The organism is Streptomyces niveiscabiei (assembly GCF_001419795.1).
Taxonomy (GTDB): Bacteria; Actinomycetota; Actinomycetes; order Streptomycetales; family Streptomycetaceae; genus Streptomyces; species Streptomyces niveiscabiei.
This window is the reverse complement of sequence record NZ_LIRL01000849.1, coordinates 1-14,768: the sequence shown is the minus strand read 5'-3', so window position 1 is coordinate 14,768 and position 14,768 is coordinate 1. Positions and strand designations below refer to the sequence as shown.

The following is a 14,768-nucleotide window of genomic DNA, read 5'->3' as shown; positions in this document are numbered from 1 at the left end:
GTCTGTCGACGACCTCGGCCGGGCTGCCGCAGATCGCGGGACCGTTCTCGCCGATGTAGGTGTCGAAGTCCGGCGGGGTGGTGGTGTGCGTGGTGCCGGGCTTGCGGACGGTCAGGTAGTTGTTCATGTAGGAGGCCCACAGGGTGCGGGCCCGCTGGGAGGACTTCGCCACGAAGACGTGGCTGGCGGCGCCGAGCCGGCCGGGCGGGTCCGTACGGCCGCTCTCCCGCCACAGCGTGCGGTAGGCGTCGAAGACCGGTACGAACGTGCCCGGTTCGCGCGCGGTCGTGCCGACGACCAGCGGCAGCCCGTGCTCCACGGCGAGCTGGACGGACTCCGAGCCGACGCCGCCGCTGATCCACAGGGGTGGCCTGGGCTGCACCGGGCGCGGCTGGACGGTCACGTCGTTCAGCGGCGGCCTGAACTCGCCCTGCCAGGTGACGTGTTCCTCGGTCCACAGCCGGATCAGCAGCTCGGTGTTCTCGCGTTTGCGGGCCGCCTTCGACTCGGGCGCCTGGCCGAACACGGCGTACGGGTCGGGGAAGAAGGAGGCGCCCGCGATGAGTTCGAGCCGACCGCCGGACAGCAGGTCGACCAGGGCGTAGTCCTCGGCGACGAGGACGGGGTCGCGGTTGGCGACGAGCGTCGTCCCCGTGGCGAGGCGGATCGTCGAGGTGTGCTCGGCGATCGCGGCGAGCACGAGCGCGGGCGAGGGGATGACGTCCCGTTCGCCGAAGTGGTGTTCGCCGACGGTGTACCAGGCGAACCCGGCGCGTTCCGCCTCGGCCGCGGCCCGCACCACGTCCCGCAGCCGCTGCTGCTGGGTGAGGACCTGTCCGGTGAGGGGGTCGGGCAGGAGGCTGCCGAAGGTGATGAGACCTAGCTCCATGGAGTGTCCTTCGTGGTGCCGCTGCCGGGCACGGCGGCCAGCAGCTCCCGGGTGTAGGGGTGTCGCGGTGACCGCAGCAGTTCGTCCGCGGGACCGCTCTCCACGATCCGGCCGTCGCGCATCACCGCGATCCGGTCGCTGACCTGTGCGACGACAGCCAGGTCGTGGGAGATGAACAGGTAGCTCAGACCGTGCCGTTCCTGGAGGCCGGCCAGCAGGTCCAGGATGCGGGCCTGGACGGTGACGTCGAGCGCGGAGACGGGTTCGTCGCAGACGAGGAGTTCAGGACCGAGGGCGAGCGCCCGCGCGATGGCGACACGCTGCCGCTGCCCCCCGGAGAGTTCGGCGGCCTTACGCCGCTCCGTCCCGGCCGGCAGCGCGACGTCGTCGAGCAGCCGCCGCACCGTGCCGGCCCACTGCGCCCGGTTCCCGATCCGATGGTTGCGCAACGGCTCGGTGACCAGTTCCCCCACCGTGAACCGGGGATTCAGCGAGGCATACGGATTCTGGTAGACGAGCTGAATCCGCCGGTGCAGGGCCCTGCGGGCGGCCCCTCGTACAGCGGTGACATCGACACCGTCCAGCAGCACCGCCCCGCTGTCGGCCCGCTCCAGCCCGAGGACCATCCGCGCGGTCGTCGACTTCCCCGAGCCGGACTCCCCGACGAGCCCGAGCGTCTCACCCCGCGCCAGCTCGAACCCGACACCGTCGACGGCGGTACGGGTACGACGCCGGGCCAGGAGGGAGCCTCGGACGGGGAAGGCTCGGGTGAGGCCGGTGACGCGCAGGAGGGGTGGGGGCGAGTCCTGGCGCGCGTCGGCGGACGCGGGGTCGACCGCGCGGGAGCGGCGGGGGGACCGGCCGATGAGAGCTGGTACGTCGCCGAGTTCCTCCCCCGGCGTGGCGGCAGCCGCACGGGAGCGACGCGGAGGCCGAGCCACGCATGGCGGCACGTCGCCGGACGCATCCACCGGCACGCTGCCGGACACGCCGGACGTGGCAGGCGGTGCGTCACCGGGCCCGTTCGCCGACCCGCCTGTCTCCGCCCCTGCCTGCGCGGAGCCGGTCGTGCCGGAACGGCGGCCGAGAGCCGGTGTATCGCCGGACCCGGCCGCCTTCACGGATGGGGAACCCGCCGTGCGGGACCAGCCGCGTGAAGCCCGCGCCGCGAGCGTCGGTGCGTCCGACAACAGGCCGCGCGTGTACGGGTGTTGGGGCTGCGTGAGCACCCGCTCCACCGGCCCCGTCTCCACCACACGCCCCTCGGACATCACCACGACGTGCTGCGCGCGGTCGGCCACCACCGCCAGGTCGTGCGTGATCAGGAGCATCGCCGTGTCGGTCGTGGTGACGAGTTTCTGGAGGTGGTCGAGGAGCCTGCGCTGGACCGTGACGTCCAGTGCCGAGGTGGGTTCGTCGGCGATCAGGAGGCGGGGGCGGGCTGCGGTGGCGATCGCGATCAGGACGCGCTGGCGCATGCCGCCGGAGAGTTCGTGGGGGTACTGGCGGGCGCGCCCTGCCGGGTCGGGGAGGCCCGCCTCGGCCAGCGACTCGACGGCCCGGCCCGGCGCGTCCCGGCGTGTGGCCAGGCCGTGCACCCGCAGTACCTCGGCGACCTGCGCGCCGACCGGCTTGACGGGGTCGAGGCTGACGCCGGGGTCCTGCGGGATCAGGCCGATCCGGCGTCCGCGCACCTCGCGCCAGGCCCGCTCGCCGAGCCCGGTCAGTTCCTCGTCCTGGAGCCGTACGGAGCCGCCCAGCACCGTTCCGCCGGCGGGCAGCAGCCCGATCAGCGCGTGCGCGGTGCTGCTCTTGCCCGACCCGGACTCCCCCACCAGGGCGGTGATCTGCCCGGCCCGCGCGCTCAGGTCGAGCCCGTCGACGGCGAGGTGCGTACCGCTCGCGGTGCGGTACCCGATCCGCAGCCCTTCGACGACCAGCAGCGGAGCGGCGACGGACGCCGGGTCCCGTACCGAACCCGCCACACGTGCGTCGATGTCCTCCACCGGCTCCGTCGGTTTCATCGGTGTCCCCCTTCTGACTCCAGCACCCGGGACAACCGGTTCGCCGCCAGCACGACCCCCGTCACCGTGAGACTCGGCAACGTGGTCAACCACCACGCCGTGGCCAGGTAGTTGCGCCCGTCGGCGACGAGCGCCCCCCATTCGGGCGCGGGCGGCGGCTCCCCGTACCCGAGGAACCCCAGGCTGGACACCGCGAGGACGACCAGCCCGAAGTCGAGGGCGGCGAGGGCCAGTACGGGCCCGACGGCCGCCGGCAGGATGTAGCGGGGCAGGACCCGCCACCACCGCCCCCCGCACAGGATCGCCGCCTCGACGTACGGCGCGGCCCGCACCCGCAGCACCTCGGCCCGCATCACGCGCGTGAACGCGGCGACACTGGTGACCCCGATCGCGACGGCGATCTGTCCGGTACCGACGCCGAGCGCGGTCACGAGGGTGAGAGACAGCAGCAGGGGCGGCACGGACATCATCACCTCGACGACGCGCATGACGACCGCGTCCGTGCGCCGCCCGAAGAACCCGGCGACGAGCCCGAGCACCACCCCTCCGCCGAGGGCGATGAGGACGGCGGCGACGGTGGCACGCAGCGAGAGAGCGGCGCCGTGCACGACACGGGCGTAGATGTCGCGGCCCAACTGGTCGGTGCCGAAGAGGTGTTGAGCGCTGGGCGGCTGGAACCGATCCGCCGGGACCCCGGTGAGGGCACTGCGGGACGTGAACCAGTCGGGTACGAGGGCCCAGCCGACGACGACCACGAGCACGAGGACGGAGAGGGTGGCGCCGGGAGAGCGCAGCGGCGTACCGAGTACGCGGCGTACGCGGCGCCACGGGAGCGCACCCTCCTGCTTCCGGTACGGCGTCGTCATGCCGTCACCAGCCGTCCCGTGGCCCGGATCCGTGGATCGAGCACCGGATACAGCAGGTCCACCCCCAGGTTCACCACCGCGAAGGCGAGCGCCGCGACCACCACGACCCCCTGCACCACCGGCAGGTCCTGCGCGGAGACGGCGGACTGTGTGATCCGCCCCATGCCGGGCCGCGAGAACACCGTCTCGACGACGACCGCGCCCCCGATGAGCGAACCGACGAGCATCCCGGCGACGGTCGCTGCGGGCACGGCCGCGTTGCGCAGCCCGTGGCCGAACAGGAGCCGCGCCCTGCCCGCCCCGGTGGCGCGGACGGTGTCGGCGTACGGCTCCTGGAGGGTCGTGTGGAGGCTCTTGCCGAGCACTTGGGCGACCAGCGCGGCGCCGGGGATGGCCAGGGTGCAGGCGGGCAGGACGACGCTGCCGGGGCCGCTGTCGCCGAGGGCGGGGAAGAGGTGCCAGCGGAAGGACAGGAGCTGGATGAGGACTAGGCCGACCCAGAAGGAGGGCAGGGAGACGGCGAACGAGGGGACGGAGCGCAGGAGTTGGCGCAGGAGAGGGCTGGCGGTGAGGTTCGCGGCGACGGCGAGGAGCGTGCCGGCGGTGAGGGCGAGGACCAGCGCGAGGGTGCCGACCTGGAGGGTCGGGGGGATCGCGTCGGCGATCATCCGGGCGACCGGCTGCCCGGTCTGGAGGGAGGAGCCGAGGTCGCCGTGGAGGGCGTCGGTGAGCGCGGACGCGTACTGCGCGAGGAGCGGGCGGTCGAAGCCGAGGTCGGCCCGCGCCCGGGCGATCTGTTCGGGGGTGAGTTCGGCGAAGCCGCCGCGTCCGCTGAGCATGAGGGCGACGGGGTCGCCGGGCAGCAGGCGCAGGGCGAAGAAGGTGAGGGTGAAGGCGGCCCAGACGACGAACACCGCGCGCAGTGTCCGGGTGGCCGCGTACCGGGCCGTGTGCACAGTCGCCGCCTCTCAGCCGAGCCAGGTGTCGTACAGGTCGAAGCGGTTGGAGGCGTCGAGGGTGAACCCCTTCACCTTGTCGGAGACGCCGTGGACCTGGGCGCCTTCGTAGAGCGGGACGGTGTCGGCGTGGTCGAGGAGCCGGCGCACGGCGTTCGTGACGGCGGTCTGCCGGGCGGCCGTGCCGGTGGCGGCGGCCTCCTGCTCCAGGTACGTGTCCAGCTCGCTCGGCGGGAGGTGCCAGAGGTTGGCGCTCTTGCTGTAGAAGATGGTGCGCAGGACGTCGGGGTCGGCGCGGCTGACCCCTACGGCGGTCAGGTCGAAGGCGCCCTTCTGCTGCTGTTCGACGTAGACGGCGGGGGCGACGGGCTTCAGCCTCACGTCGACGCCGATCTTCCGGAGCTGCTGCTGAACGGCCTCATTGGCGGGCGGCATGGGCGCGGGGACGAGCCAGGTGAGGGTAAGGGGCCTGCCGTCCTTCTCCCTGATGCCGTCCTCTCCCTTCGTCCAACCGGCGCTGTCCAGAAGGGATTCTGCGCCCTGGGGGTCGTAGCGGAGCTTGTCGGAGAAGTCGGCGTAGTAGGGGGTGGTCGAGGACAGCACGCTGGTCGCGGGCCGGTACGACTCGCTGAGGACGGAGTCGACGAGTCCTTGCCGGTCGATGCCCTTGAGAAGGGCGGCACGGACCTTCTGGTCGGCGAGGATGCCCCGGTGATTGAGGGAGAGGGGCGGTACGAGGCCGGGGGCGGGCGCGGACAGGACGCGGAAGCCGTTGCCCTTGAACTGGGCCTCGTCGGTGGGCTGGAGGGCCTTGGCGATGTCGACCTGCCCGGAGGAGAGGGCCCCTGTGCGGGCGCCGCTCTCGGGGACGAAGGTGAACTTCACCGCGTCGAGGCGGGCGGCGCCCTGATGCTTCGCGATGGACGAGGGCCACGCGTAGTCGGCCCGTTTCTTCAGGACGGCTTCCTGGTTGCTGGTGTAGTGGTCCAGGACGTACGGGCCCGACCCGGTGAACTCGCCCCGGCAGCGGTCGGCGGTGGACGCGGTGAACGTCGAGGGGGCCATGATGCCGAGGCCGACGGTCGAACTCGCCTGGAGGAACTGGGCGTTGGCCGTCCTGAACTTCACGGTGAAGGTGTGCGCGTCGGTGACGATGGTGCCCCGGTAGCCGATCAGATAGGCGGGGGCGCCGTTCGCGGGCAGCTTCACCAGGTTGTCGAACGTCGTCTTCACCGCCGTCGCATCGACGGGCGTGCCGTCGCTGAAGGTGGCATCGTCGCGCAGAACAAAGGTGAAAGCGCTGCCGTCCGGGCTCATGGTGAAGGACTTCGCCAACCAGGGCACGATCTTGCCGGTCTTCGGGTCCTGCGCGGTAAGGCTGTCGACGACTGACCGGGTGATGTCGATGGCACCGACCTGCGCGGTCTGCTGCGGATCGAGACACCCAGGATCGGCCTCGCTCCCCACGACCAGAGTCCCCCCATCACGCGGCGCACCCCCGGCACTCGTGCCGCCCGAGTCACCTCCGCCGCCCGAACACGCGGCGACGGGCAGGACGACCGCGAGCAGCGCACCCGCGAGACGGAGCCGGCGGCGCGGTCGGGGGCTTCTGGTGGACATCTCGGGAACCTCTCTCGGTGAGGAGCGGGATGGACTCTGTCATTCCTCGACGACCGCTTCACGGACGGCTGTTGCTCGGCGGGCGTCCGGCTTCCGACGGACGGCCGGCCGCCGACGGGCGACTCTCCGGACGACCGACTCCCGGAAGGCGCCTGCCGGACGGCCGGCCATCAGCCGCAGCCGTCCATCAGCGGACGACTTGCCGGGCGGCCAGCCTCCGGCGAGCGGCTCGCGGGCAGTCGGCCCGTCGGCGGTCGGCTCATGGGCGGTCACCCTTTGGCGACCGCCTCGCGGACCGCTGGCGCGATTTCCTCGGCCCAGCGGGCGAGGCCGGTCTGGCCTGAGGGGTCGCCGGAGGCGTAGTAGACGAACCCGGAGGCGCCGTGTTCGAGGACGGCTTCGGTCAGTTCGGTGATCCACTGGTCGACGGAGCCTCCGAGCCACCGGCCGGAGGTGTCGCGGGGCGTGTTGATGGGGGTGTCGGTGATCCGGGCCGGGAGGTTGAAGACGGTCACGATGTCGGCGGGATCGCGCCCGGCGGCCAGGGCGGCCTCGTCGACGATCGGCCGCGACGTGCGGTACCGCTCGCTGTGCCAGTCCGCCGCGTTCCCGGGAATCCAACCGTCGGCCGAACGCCCGGTTACTGCAAGGGACTTGGGGCCGACGGACCCTGTCCAGATCAGCGGTGCGGGAACCGGCGCGGGGTCTAGTCCGACGATCCGGCTGAACTCGCCGGACAGGGTGACGGGTCGCGTCCCACCGCCGGACAACTCCCGTACCAGCCCGACCGCTTCCTCCAGCGCACGCACGGCGGCGGCCGGCTCAAGACGTACGGCCCCGAAGCGCTCGATGTCGTCCCAGTAACCCCCCGCGCCGATCCCGAGCACGACCCGCCCCCCGGAGAGCGCGGACAGCGTCGACAGGGTGCGGGCCAGCAACGGCACGGGCCGCGTGGGCAGGTTGGTGACGGTCGTGACGCCGGTGATGTTCCGGGTCCGCCCGAGCAGCAGCCCGAGCGCCCCGTACGCCTCCAGCCGGTCCCCGTAGTACGGGTGGTCGGACAGCGCGAAGAAGTCGAGCCCTGCCCGGTCGGCGTACTCGACCCGCTGGACGACACCCGCCGCGTCGGCGACGGCGACCCCGGGTCCGACCCCGAACCACAGCTTGCGTGCGAGCCGTTCTGTCATGAGCTTCTTTCCTCGGTACGGAACATCGGGACGGAACATCGGGACGGCGTAAGGGAGTTGGAGACCTGGCGCCCGCTGGAAAAGATCAGGCCCGGACGGCCTCGACGACGCTGCAATGGCCGCCCGGCACGATCCGCGTGAGCTTCAGCCCCGCGTCGGCGAGCAGTGCCGCGAACTCGGCGGCGGTGCGCTGCTGTCCCCCGGCGACGACGAGCATGTCGAGGTCCATCAGCGAGACGGTCGGCGTGGGGCGCGGCCGGTCCGGCAGCACCGCCTCGACGAGCAGCACATGCCCGCCCTCGGCCAGCGCCTCCCGCGCGTTGACGAGAATCCGCCGGGACTGCTCGTCGTCCCAGTCGTGCAGGATGTTGGAGAAGATCACGGCATCGGCGCCACCCGGCACGGACTCGAAGAAGTCCCCGGCGACCAGTTCGGCCCGCTCCGCGACCCCGGCGTCCCGCAGCGGCTGCCCGGCGGAGGCGATGACCTCGGGGCGGTCGTAGAGGATCCCCCGGGCACCTGGCGCCGAGGCGAGGACGGCGGCGAGGAGCGCGCCCCGCCCGCCCCCCGCGTCGACGACCGTCCCGAACCGCCCGAAGTCGTACGCGGCGACGACGGGCGCGATGATCTGCCGGGACGCCTCGGTCATGGCCCGGTCGAAGACGCCGAGCACCTCGGGGTGGTCGTGGAGGTAGTCCCAGACGGATTTCCCGAGCACCTCGGGGAACGCGGTGTGCCCGGTGCGGACGGCGTCCGCGAGCCCGGCCCAGGCGTACCGCTCGGCGGGCAGGCCGGTCCAGATCGCGAAGTTGCGCAGGCTGGCCGGGCTGTCGGTGCGCAGGGTGTCGCCGAGCGGCGTCAGCTCGAAGACCTTGTCGTCGTGTTCGGTGAACAGGCCGATGTCGGCGCCGGCCCGCAGCAGCCGGTAGAGGCTGGGCGCGTGGGTGTCGGTCGCGGCGGCGATCTCGGCAAGCGCACGGGGTCCGTCGGCGAGCGTGTCGGCGACGCCGAGTTCGGCGGTCGCGCTGACCGCCTGGGCGAGCCAGCCGGCCGTGATGATCTGCAACACCTGTGCGGTCAGGGGGAGTTCGCTGGTGCCAGGGGGCATGACGGGGTTCCTCACTGGGCGGCGGGAGTGGCCGGTGGGGTCCGACCGGGACACACCGACAGGCCCGGATCAAGTCTGTTGGGGCCGGTCGGGCCGTACAAGACGCGTCGATGTCAGGTCTTTGCGCGGTACGTCAGATCTCTGTCAACTCGCGAGGTCAGTGGCCCGGCGCCCGGCCCGCGTGCCACACGAGGTCGAACACGAACCGCTGGATGCGCCAGCCGTCGGCGGTCCGGACGGCACCGGCCTCGTAGTGGCCGCCGATGGTGAAGTGCTCGGCGGGGGCGGCGGCCTGGCGGACGTGGACGGCGGTGAGGTGCGCGTGGATCGTGGCGCGGTCGCCGTCGAGGTCGATGGTGTAGTTGGTGGCGGTGTGGTGGGTGCGTTCGAAGGTGGTGCGGGCGAGTTCCTGGAACTCGGTGAGGCCGGCGGTCCCCTTGTACTCGCCCATGGGGAAGGTGAGGTGGACGTCGTCGGTGAAGACCTCGCCGAACCAGTCGTCGCGGTGGCGGTCGCGGTCGAGGTGGGTGACGTAGCGGTCGGCGAGGGCGGTGAGGTCGGCGCGGTCTCTCAAGGCGCCCACAAAGTCGTCGGTGCTCATGCCGGTGCTGCCTTTCGGTCGGAGGGCGCCCCGAACCACCGGTGCAGCGCGGCGCTGAGCCCCTCGGTGTCCGGCGTGTCCGAGGCCCAGGCGGCGTGTCCGTCGGGGCGGATCAGCAGGGTGTGCAGGCCGCGCAGGTCGTCGTCGGGGCCGTCGGCGGGCTTCGGGGTGGCGGTGGTGACGGTGACCCGGTCGTGCCAGGGTGCGGCTGCCGCCCGAAGGGCGGGGTCGTCGGCGAGGTCGAGGAGGACGCCGCGCGCGGGGTGCAGGAGTTCGGCGACCGTGGTCTCCCCCGCCGGTCCGGTCAGGACGCGGGGTGCGACGCGGCGGCCCGCGAGGGGGTGGCCGTCGCCGAGGTCGTAGCGCACGTCGAGACCGCTGACGGCCCCGGCCAGATGCCGTTTCACGTCGTCGTGCTCGATGAGTTCGGCGAACAGCGCGCGCAGCGGGTCGGACTCCCGCCCGCCGAGGAACACCGTGCCCTGCGCCCGGGTGTTGAGCAGCAGCCGGGCGCCGGCCGGGTGGCGTTCGGCGTGGTAGGTGTCGAGGAGATGGGCGCGCCCGGTGACCTCGGCGGCGAGCTTCCAGCCCAGGTTGAAGGCGTCCAGGATGCCGGTGCTCATGCCCTGGCCGCCGGCCGGGAGGTGGATGTGCGCGGCGTCCCCGGCGACCAGGACCCGGCCCTTGCGGTAGGTGGCCGCCTGCCGGGTGGCGTCGGTGAAGGAGCTGACCCACTCGGTGCCGGCGTCGGAGATGTCCTCGCCGGTGAGCCGGAGCCAGGCGTCCGCGACCTCGGCGAACGTCACGGGCGCCGCGTCCTCGCGGGGCGGTGCCCCGTCGGGGCAGACGATGATCCGGTCCACGGTGTCGGTGAGGGGTGCCGCCATCACCATGCCGTGGTCGAGGCGCTCCCCGAGCGGCCGGGGCCGCAGCGAACGGCCGACCACGTCCGCGAGGTACATCACGCGGGACGCGGGCGTGCCGGGAAACCCGATCCCGGCGGCCTCCCGCACCGCGCTGTGCCCGCCGTCGGCGCCGACGAGGTAGGCGGCGCGCACCTGGCGCGGCCCGGAGGGAGTCCGTACGGCGACCGACACGGACGCGTCGTCGGCCGTCAACTCCGTGAACTCCCACCCTCGTTGAATGACGGCACCGAGTTCCCCCGCCCACGCCTCCAGCACCGCTTCCGTACGCGACTGGGGTATCCCCCGCGCGCCGAAGTGCGCACCCGGCAGAACCGTGTAATCGAACCGCACCCCACCGAAGTGACCGACAGGACTGATCTCCGGAGACCCGAACCGCGGCAGCAACCCCCGCTGGTCGAACGCCTCCATGGCACGCGCCGTGAACCCCAACCCCCGTGACTGTCCGGTGGGTTGAGCCAGCCGCTCGACGACCGTCACCCGGGCCCCGCCCAGCCGCAGTTCAGCGGCGAGCATCAGCCCGGTCGGCCCCGCGCCGACGACGATGACGTCCGTGTCGCTCATGCCGGCGCGTCCGTCACGGACCGAGCAGACCGCGAGTGCGTCACCCGGTACGTGTTGGCCTGCCGCCCGGTGACGAGGGAACGCGCCCGCTCCCGCCCCGTACGGATGTCGGCGGGCCGCTGCTCCTCGGGCAGTGTGTGGAACGCGTCGTACGCCTCTTTCCCGTCCCACTGGGCGTAGTTGACGATGAACGTGCCGTCCACGCCACGGAAGTAGGTGTGCGAGCGGTAGCCGGGGACCGTCGTGATCCACTCGTCGGGCTTGGCGAGGGTCTCCAGGAGGTCCTTCTGGTCCTCGGGCCGGGTGTCGAGGACGATGACCACGGTGTAGTCGTCGCGTTCCGGGGAGATCTCGATGCCGTCGCCGAGCGCGGGGTGGTGCTGGGTGAAGGCGAGTTCGGTCTTCAACAGGCGTACGGTGCGGGCGAGTTTGTGGAAGAGCGGCACCGTCTTCTGCTGGAACTTCTGTCCCTCGTAGCGGGCCTGGAGGTCGGCGGCGCTGCGCCACTGGATGTAGTTGACGGTTCCCGGTTCGTCCACGCCGGAGTGGAGGGTGGAGGAGATCCAGCCGGGGTAGTCGGCGTGGTCGATGATGTCGCGCATCGCGTCGAGGACGTCGTCCTGGAGGGGTCGGGTGTCCGTCTCGAAGAGGTTGAAGACGGTCAGGTAGCCGTCGTCGGGTCGGATCAGCGGCATGGTCAGGGTTCCTTTCGGGCGGGTCCGAACCAGCGGTCGTACACCTCGGGCGGCGGCGCCTGGTCCGGGTCCTGCCACACGACGTGGCCGTCGGGCCGCAACAAGGTCCAGGTCTCGGCGTGCGCGTGGGGGAGGTCGCGGTCCAAAGGGGCGCCGGGTCCGAGGAGCAGTCCCCGGCCGGGGTGCGTCAGGTGCGGGAGGTGTACGCCGGTGTCCAGGCCGCCGACCGTCGCGGCGAGGTGGGCGCGGACCGGTTCGTGGGCGAGCAGTTCGGTGAGCAGCGCGCGGACCGGGTCGACCTCGGGGCCGCCGAACAGCAGCGTCGCCTGCGCCTCGATCGTGGCCAGGGTGCGCGCGCCGGCCGGGTGGCGTTCGGCGTGGTAGGTGTCGAGGACGTGGGCGCGGCCGGTGACCTCGGCGGCGAGCTTCCAGCCCAGGTTGAAGGCGTCGGCGAGGCCGAGGTTGAGGGCCTGTCCGCCGATGGGCGGCTGCCGGTGCGCGGCGTCCCCGGCGAACAGGACGCGGCCGTGCCGGTAGTGGGTGAGCTGGCGGGTGGTGTCGTCGAAGGCGTTCACCCACAAGGGGGTTCCGCCGCTGATGTCCTCGCCGGTGACCCGCTTCCAGGCGCGCACGATCTCGTCGTAGGCGGGAGCGCCGGTCCGTACGGGGACGGGTGCGCCGTGCTCGTGCACCATCACCCGGGTCACCCCGTCCGCGCGGCGCGCGGCGATGGCCAGCCCGTCCGGGAGGCGTTCGAAGCGCCGGTCGGGTACGTCGATGCCGTCGACGTCGGCCCGCAGCAGCTCGCGGCGTGCGTCGTGGCCGGGGAAGTCGGCGCCGAGGAGCCCGCGTACGGTGCTGTCCTGGCCGTCGCAGGCGACGAGGTGGGCGGCGCGCAGGACGCCGCTGTCGGCCTCGACCTCGACGTACTCGCCCGTGTCGGTGACCGCCCGTACCTCGTGGCCGCGCCGGACGTCGGCGCCCAGGCCCTGCGCCCACCGGCCCAGGAGGCGTTCGGTGTCGTACTGCGGGAGCTTCCACAGGCCGGGCCTGCTGCCGGGGAGCGTCAGGTCGAGGGGGAGGCCGGCGAAGTGGCCGCGCGGGTCGCTCGCCGGGCTGTCGGCGCCGTCCCACAGGCCCCGGCTGTCGAAGATCTCCATGGTGCGGGCGTGCAGGGTGGAGGCGCGGGACTCGGTGGTGGGGGCTGCCAGGCGTTCCAGGACGACGACCCGTGCGCCGCCGAGGCGCAGTTCCCCGGCGAGCAGCAGGCCGACGGGGCCCGCGCCGACGACGATGACGTCCGTGTCGGGTGCGGTCATGACCGTTTCTCGGCGTACGCCTTGGCGTGGCCGAGGGTGGCGAGGCTGTTGGTGGACAGGGCGGTGTGGACGTAGGAGCGGGCGTCGTCGACGGTCGCCTCGGCGCCGAGGACGGCGGCGATGTTCGCGGTGTTGAGGGTGACGGTGTGCTGGGAGGAGGCGACCGTGCCGTCCGACGTCTCCTCGAACGTCCACACCCCGGTGTGCAGGGTCATCAGCGCGGGCAGGGTGACCTGCTTGTAGGCGATGCGGTGGTGGGGGAAGGTCACGCGGTACGACTTGGTGGTGTGCGTGGAGCCGTCCTTGGCGCGGGTGTCCATCTCCAGGGTCTGGAGGCCGGGGGTGTCCTCGGTGAGGCGTACGGACGCGACGTGCGGGAGGCGTTCGGCCCACAGCCCGGCCTCGTCGATGAACGCGTAGAGGTCCTTGGCGCGGCCGGTGGCGGTGACGCTGTCGGTGAAGGAGAAGGTGAGGTCGGCGGCGGCGTGCGCGGCCTCGACGTTGGTGCGCAGGGCGGCGAGTTCGGAGCGGCTGTTGCGGTCCACGGCCTCGTCGATCCAGGCGAGTCCGGCCGGGTCGTCGCCGACCGCGCGGTAGTCGTGGGTGAGGCGGACCCGCGCGTGCCCGGCGTCGAGGGGTTCGATGATCCAGGCGCCGCCCATCGCGGCGACCGGCGGGGCGCTGACCTCCTGGCGGAACGTGATCCGCCGTGCGTGCGGATCCAGGGTGCGGCGGGAGGTCCAGTTCTTCGCCTCGCCGTTCGCCGTGGCCCAGATCCGGATCCGTTCCTCGCCGCCGCCGTGCTCGACCTGGTCGACGTGGATCGTGGGCGGGAAGATCCGGGGCCAGTTCTCCACCTCGGCGATGAGGCGGTAGACGGCCTCGGCGGGCGCTGCGACGGTGATCTCGTGCTCGACCTCACGGGTCGTCATGGTCGTGACTCCTCGGGGTGGGTGGGTCAGAAGTTGCCGAGTCCGCCGCAGACGTTGAGGGCCTGGGCCGTGATCGAGGCGGCCGTGTCGGAGGCGAGGTAGCCGACCAGACCCGCGACCTCGTCGGGGGTGGAGTAGCGGCCGAGGGGGATCTTCGCCTGGAACTTCTCCAGGATCGCGTCCTCGGTGGTGTCGTAGGCGGCGGCGTACCCCTGGCGCACCCGCTGCGCCATCGGCGTCTCGACGTACCCGGGGCACACGGCGTTGACGGTGATCCCGGTCGGCGCCAGTTCGTTGCCGAGGGCCTTGGTGAAGCCGACGACGCCGTGCTTGGACGCCGAGTACGGCGCTCCCAGGACCACGCCCTGCTTGCCTGCCGTGGAGGCGATGTTGATGATGCGGCCCCGGTCCTTGTGGCGCAGCCCGCCGGCCGTGAGGACCTCGCGGGTCAGGCGGAAGACGCTGGTCAGGTTGGTCTCGATGACGTCCTCCCACAGTTCGTCGGGGAGGTCGGCGGTGACGCCGCCGCCGGAGCGGCCCGCGTTGTTGACGAGGACGTCGATCGTGCCGAACCGCTCGACGGCGGCGCGCACGAAGTGCCGTACGGCTTCGGGGTCGCGGACGTCGACGGTCGTGCCGTCCACGTCGAGGCCCTCGGCGAGGAGTTCCTTGACGGTGGTCTCGACGTGGTCGGCGTCGCGGGCGCCGATGAACACGCGGTGCCCCTGTCCGGCGAGGAGCCGGGCGACGGCGAGGCCGATGNNTCATCGGGTCCTCCCGGGCGAGACGGTCAGCAGGTCGTTGACGACGCCGATGAGGGCGCGCGGGGTCAGCGTGTCGGTGAGGACGTCGTCGTCCAGGGTGATGCCGTACGCGCGCTCGATCCGGCCGCCGGTCTCCAGGAGGGCCAGCGACTCGTAGCCCAGCGCGGTGAAGTCGGTGTCGAGGACGTCGCCGTCGAGGTCCACGCCTTCTTCGGCGCCGGCGGCTTCGAGGAGGATGCGTTTGAGGTCGGCGAGGGTGAACTTGTCGGCGGACAAGGGGAGTTCCTTTCGGGTGGGGGGACTTTCAGGGGCTTTCGGGG

General features: G+C 72.4%; 15 protein-coding genes. All 15 read right to left on the bottom strand.

From position 1 onward, the window contains the following. Nucleotides 1-889: LLM class flavin-dependent oxidoreductase (locus tag AOK24_RS35285; protein ID WP_079057158.1), on the bottom strand; the 889-nt coding region annotated here is incomplete at its 3' end. After that, nucleotides 880-2,913, bottom strand: coding sequence for a dipeptide ABC transporter ATP-binding protein (locus AOK24_RS35280; RefSeq protein ID WP_055724053.1), 2,034 nt, complete (start codon nucleotides 2,911-2,913; stop codon nucleotides 880-882). The genes AOK24_RS35285 and AOK24_RS35280, both read right to left, overlap by 10 nt. Then, on the bottom strand, nucleotides 2,910-3,779 hold the full coding sequence (locus AOK24_RS35275) for an ABC transporter permease (RefSeq protein ID WP_055724052.1): 870 nt from the start codon (nucleotides 3,777-3,779) through the stop codon (nucleotides 2,910-2,912). The genes AOK24_RS35280 and AOK24_RS35275 overlap by 4 nt, the downstream gene beginning before the upstream one ends. Further along, nucleotides 3,776-4,735 carry an ABC transporter permease gene (locus AOK24_RS35270; protein ID WP_055724051.1) on the bottom strand — a complete coding sequence of 320 codons (960 nt, stop codon included), beginning with the start codon at nucleotides 4,733-4,735 and terminating at the stop codon, nucleotides 3,776-3,778. The genes AOK24_RS35275 and AOK24_RS35270 overlap by 4 nt, the downstream gene beginning before the upstream one ends. 12 nt (nucleotides 4,736-4,747) lie before the next feature. Continuing rightward, nucleotides 4,748-6,355 carry an ABC transporter substrate-binding protein gene (locus tag AOK24_RS35265; protein ID WP_079057157.1) on the bottom strand — a complete coding sequence of 536 codons (1,608 nt, stop codon included), beginning with the start codon at nucleotides 6,353-6,355 and terminating at the stop codon, nucleotides 4,748-4,750. 39 nt (nucleotides 6,356-6,394) lie between these two features. Then, complete coding sequence (locus tag AOK24_RS48865) at nucleotides 6,395-6,628, bottom strand: hypothetical protein (protein ID WP_159052094.1); 234 nt, start codon at nucleotides 6,626-6,628, stop codon at nucleotides 6,395-6,397. Further along, nucleotides 6,625-7,542: an LLM class flavin-dependent oxidoreductase gene (locus AOK24_RS35260; protein WP_055724049.1), complete on the bottom strand. Its 918-nt coding sequence runs from the start codon at nucleotides 7,540-7,542 to the stop codon at nucleotides 6,625-6,627. Before AOK24_RS35260 ends, AOK24_RS48865 begins: the two co-directional genes overlap by 4 nt. 85 nt (nucleotides 7,543-7,627) lie before the next feature. After that, nucleotides 7,628-8,650 carry a methyltransferase gene (locus tag AOK24_RS35255; protein WP_055724048.1) on the bottom strand — a complete coding sequence of 341 codons (1,023 nt, stop codon included), beginning with the start codon at nucleotides 8,648-8,650 and terminating at the stop codon, nucleotides 7,628-7,630. Between the two features lie 157 nt (nucleotides 8,651-8,807). Then, a complete protein-coding gene (locus AOK24_RS35250) occupies nucleotides 8,808-9,251 on the bottom strand; it encodes a nuclear transport factor 2 family protein (RefSeq protein WP_055724047.1) in 444 nt (147 codons plus the stop codon). Next, nucleotides 9,248-10,738: an FAD-dependent monooxygenase gene (locus tag AOK24_RS35245; protein ID WP_055724046.1), complete on the bottom strand. Its 1,491-nt coding sequence runs from the start codon at nucleotides 10,736-10,738 to the stop codon at nucleotides 9,248-9,250. Before AOK24_RS35245 ends, AOK24_RS35250 begins: the two co-directional genes overlap by 4 nt. Next, entirely contained in the window at nucleotides 10,735-11,433 is a 699-nt protein-coding gene (locus AOK24_RS35240; RefSeq protein ID WP_055724045.1) for an antibiotic biosynthesis monooxygenase family protein, read from the bottom strand. The genes AOK24_RS35245 and AOK24_RS35240 overlap by 4 nt, the downstream gene beginning before the upstream one ends. Nucleotides 11,434-11,435: 2 nt before the next feature. Next, nucleotides 11,436-12,752: an FAD-dependent monooxygenase gene (locus AOK24_RS35235; RefSeq protein ID WP_055724044.1), complete on the bottom strand. Its 1,317-nt coding sequence runs from the start codon at nucleotides 12,750-12,752 to the stop codon at nucleotides 11,436-11,438. Further along, complete coding sequence (locus AOK24_RS35230; RefSeq protein WP_055724043.1) at nucleotides 12,749-13,684, bottom strand: aromatase/cyclase; 936 nt, start codon at nucleotides 13,682-13,684, stop codon at nucleotides 12,749-12,751. Before AOK24_RS35230 ends, AOK24_RS35235 begins: the two co-directional genes overlap by 4 nt. A 26-nt stretch (nucleotides 13,685-13,710) precedes the next feature. Continuing rightward, nucleotides 13,711-14,445 (bottom strand): SDR family NAD(P)-dependent oxidoreductase, encoded by a 735-nt coding sequence (locus AOK24_RS35225; RefSeq protein WP_063799568.1) that lies wholly within the window; start codon nucleotides 14,443-14,445, stop codon nucleotides 13,711-13,713. A gap of 3 nt (nucleotides 14,446-14,448) precedes the next feature. Continuing rightward, nucleotides 14,449-14,724: an acyl carrier protein gene (locus AOK24_RS35220; protein WP_055724041.1), complete on the bottom strand. Its 276-nt coding sequence runs from the start codon at nucleotides 14,722-14,724 to the stop codon at nucleotides 14,449-14,451. Nucleotides 14,725-14,768 lie beyond the last annotated feature (44 nt).

What these genes read in the sequence shown, in the direction of transcription:
- AOK24_RS35275 (WP_055724052.1), bottom strand. Translation starts at nt 3,779, where the DNA reads ATGACGACGCCGTACCGGAAGCAGGAGGGTGCGCTCCCGTGGCGCCGC.
- AOK24_RS35260 (WP_055724049.1), bottom strand. Translation starts at nt 7,542, where the DNA reads ATGACAGAACGGCTCGCACGCAAGCTGTGGTTCGGGGTCGGACCCGGG.
- AOK24_RS35240 (WP_055724045.1), bottom strand. Translation starts at nt 11,433, where the DNA reads ATGCCGCTGATCCGACCCGACGACGGCTACCTGACCGTCTTCAACCTC.
- AOK24_RS35245 (WP_055724046.1), bottom strand. Translation starts at nt 10,738, where the DNA reads ATGAGCGACACGGACGTCATCGTCGTCGGCGCGGGGCCGACCGGGCTG.
- AOK24_RS35230 (WP_055724043.1), bottom strand. Translation starts at nt 13,684, where the DNA reads ATGACGACCCGTGAGGTCGAGCACGAGATCACCGTCGCAGCGCCCGCC.
- AOK24_RS35235 (WP_055724044.1), bottom strand. Translation starts at nt 12,752, where the DNA reads ATGACCGCACCCGACACGGACGTCATCGTCGTCGGCGCGGGCCCCGTC.
- AOK24_RS35265 (WP_079057157.1), bottom strand. Translation starts at nt 6,355, where the DNA reads ATGTCCACCAGAAGCCCCCGACCGCGCCGCCGGCTCCGTCTCGCGGGT.
- AOK24_RS35255 (WP_055724048.1), bottom strand. Translation starts at nt 8,650, where the DNA reads ATGCCCCCTGGCACCAGCGAACTCCCCCTGACCGCACAGGTGTTGCAG.
- AOK24_RS35250 (WP_055724047.1), bottom strand. Translation starts at nt 9,251, where the DNA reads ATGAGCACCGACGACTTTGTGGGCGCCTTGAGAGACCGCGCCGACCTC.
- AOK24_RS35280 (WP_055724053.1), bottom strand. Translation starts at nt 2,913, where the DNA reads ATGAAACCGACGGAGCCGGTGGAGGACATCGACGCACGTGTGGCGGGT.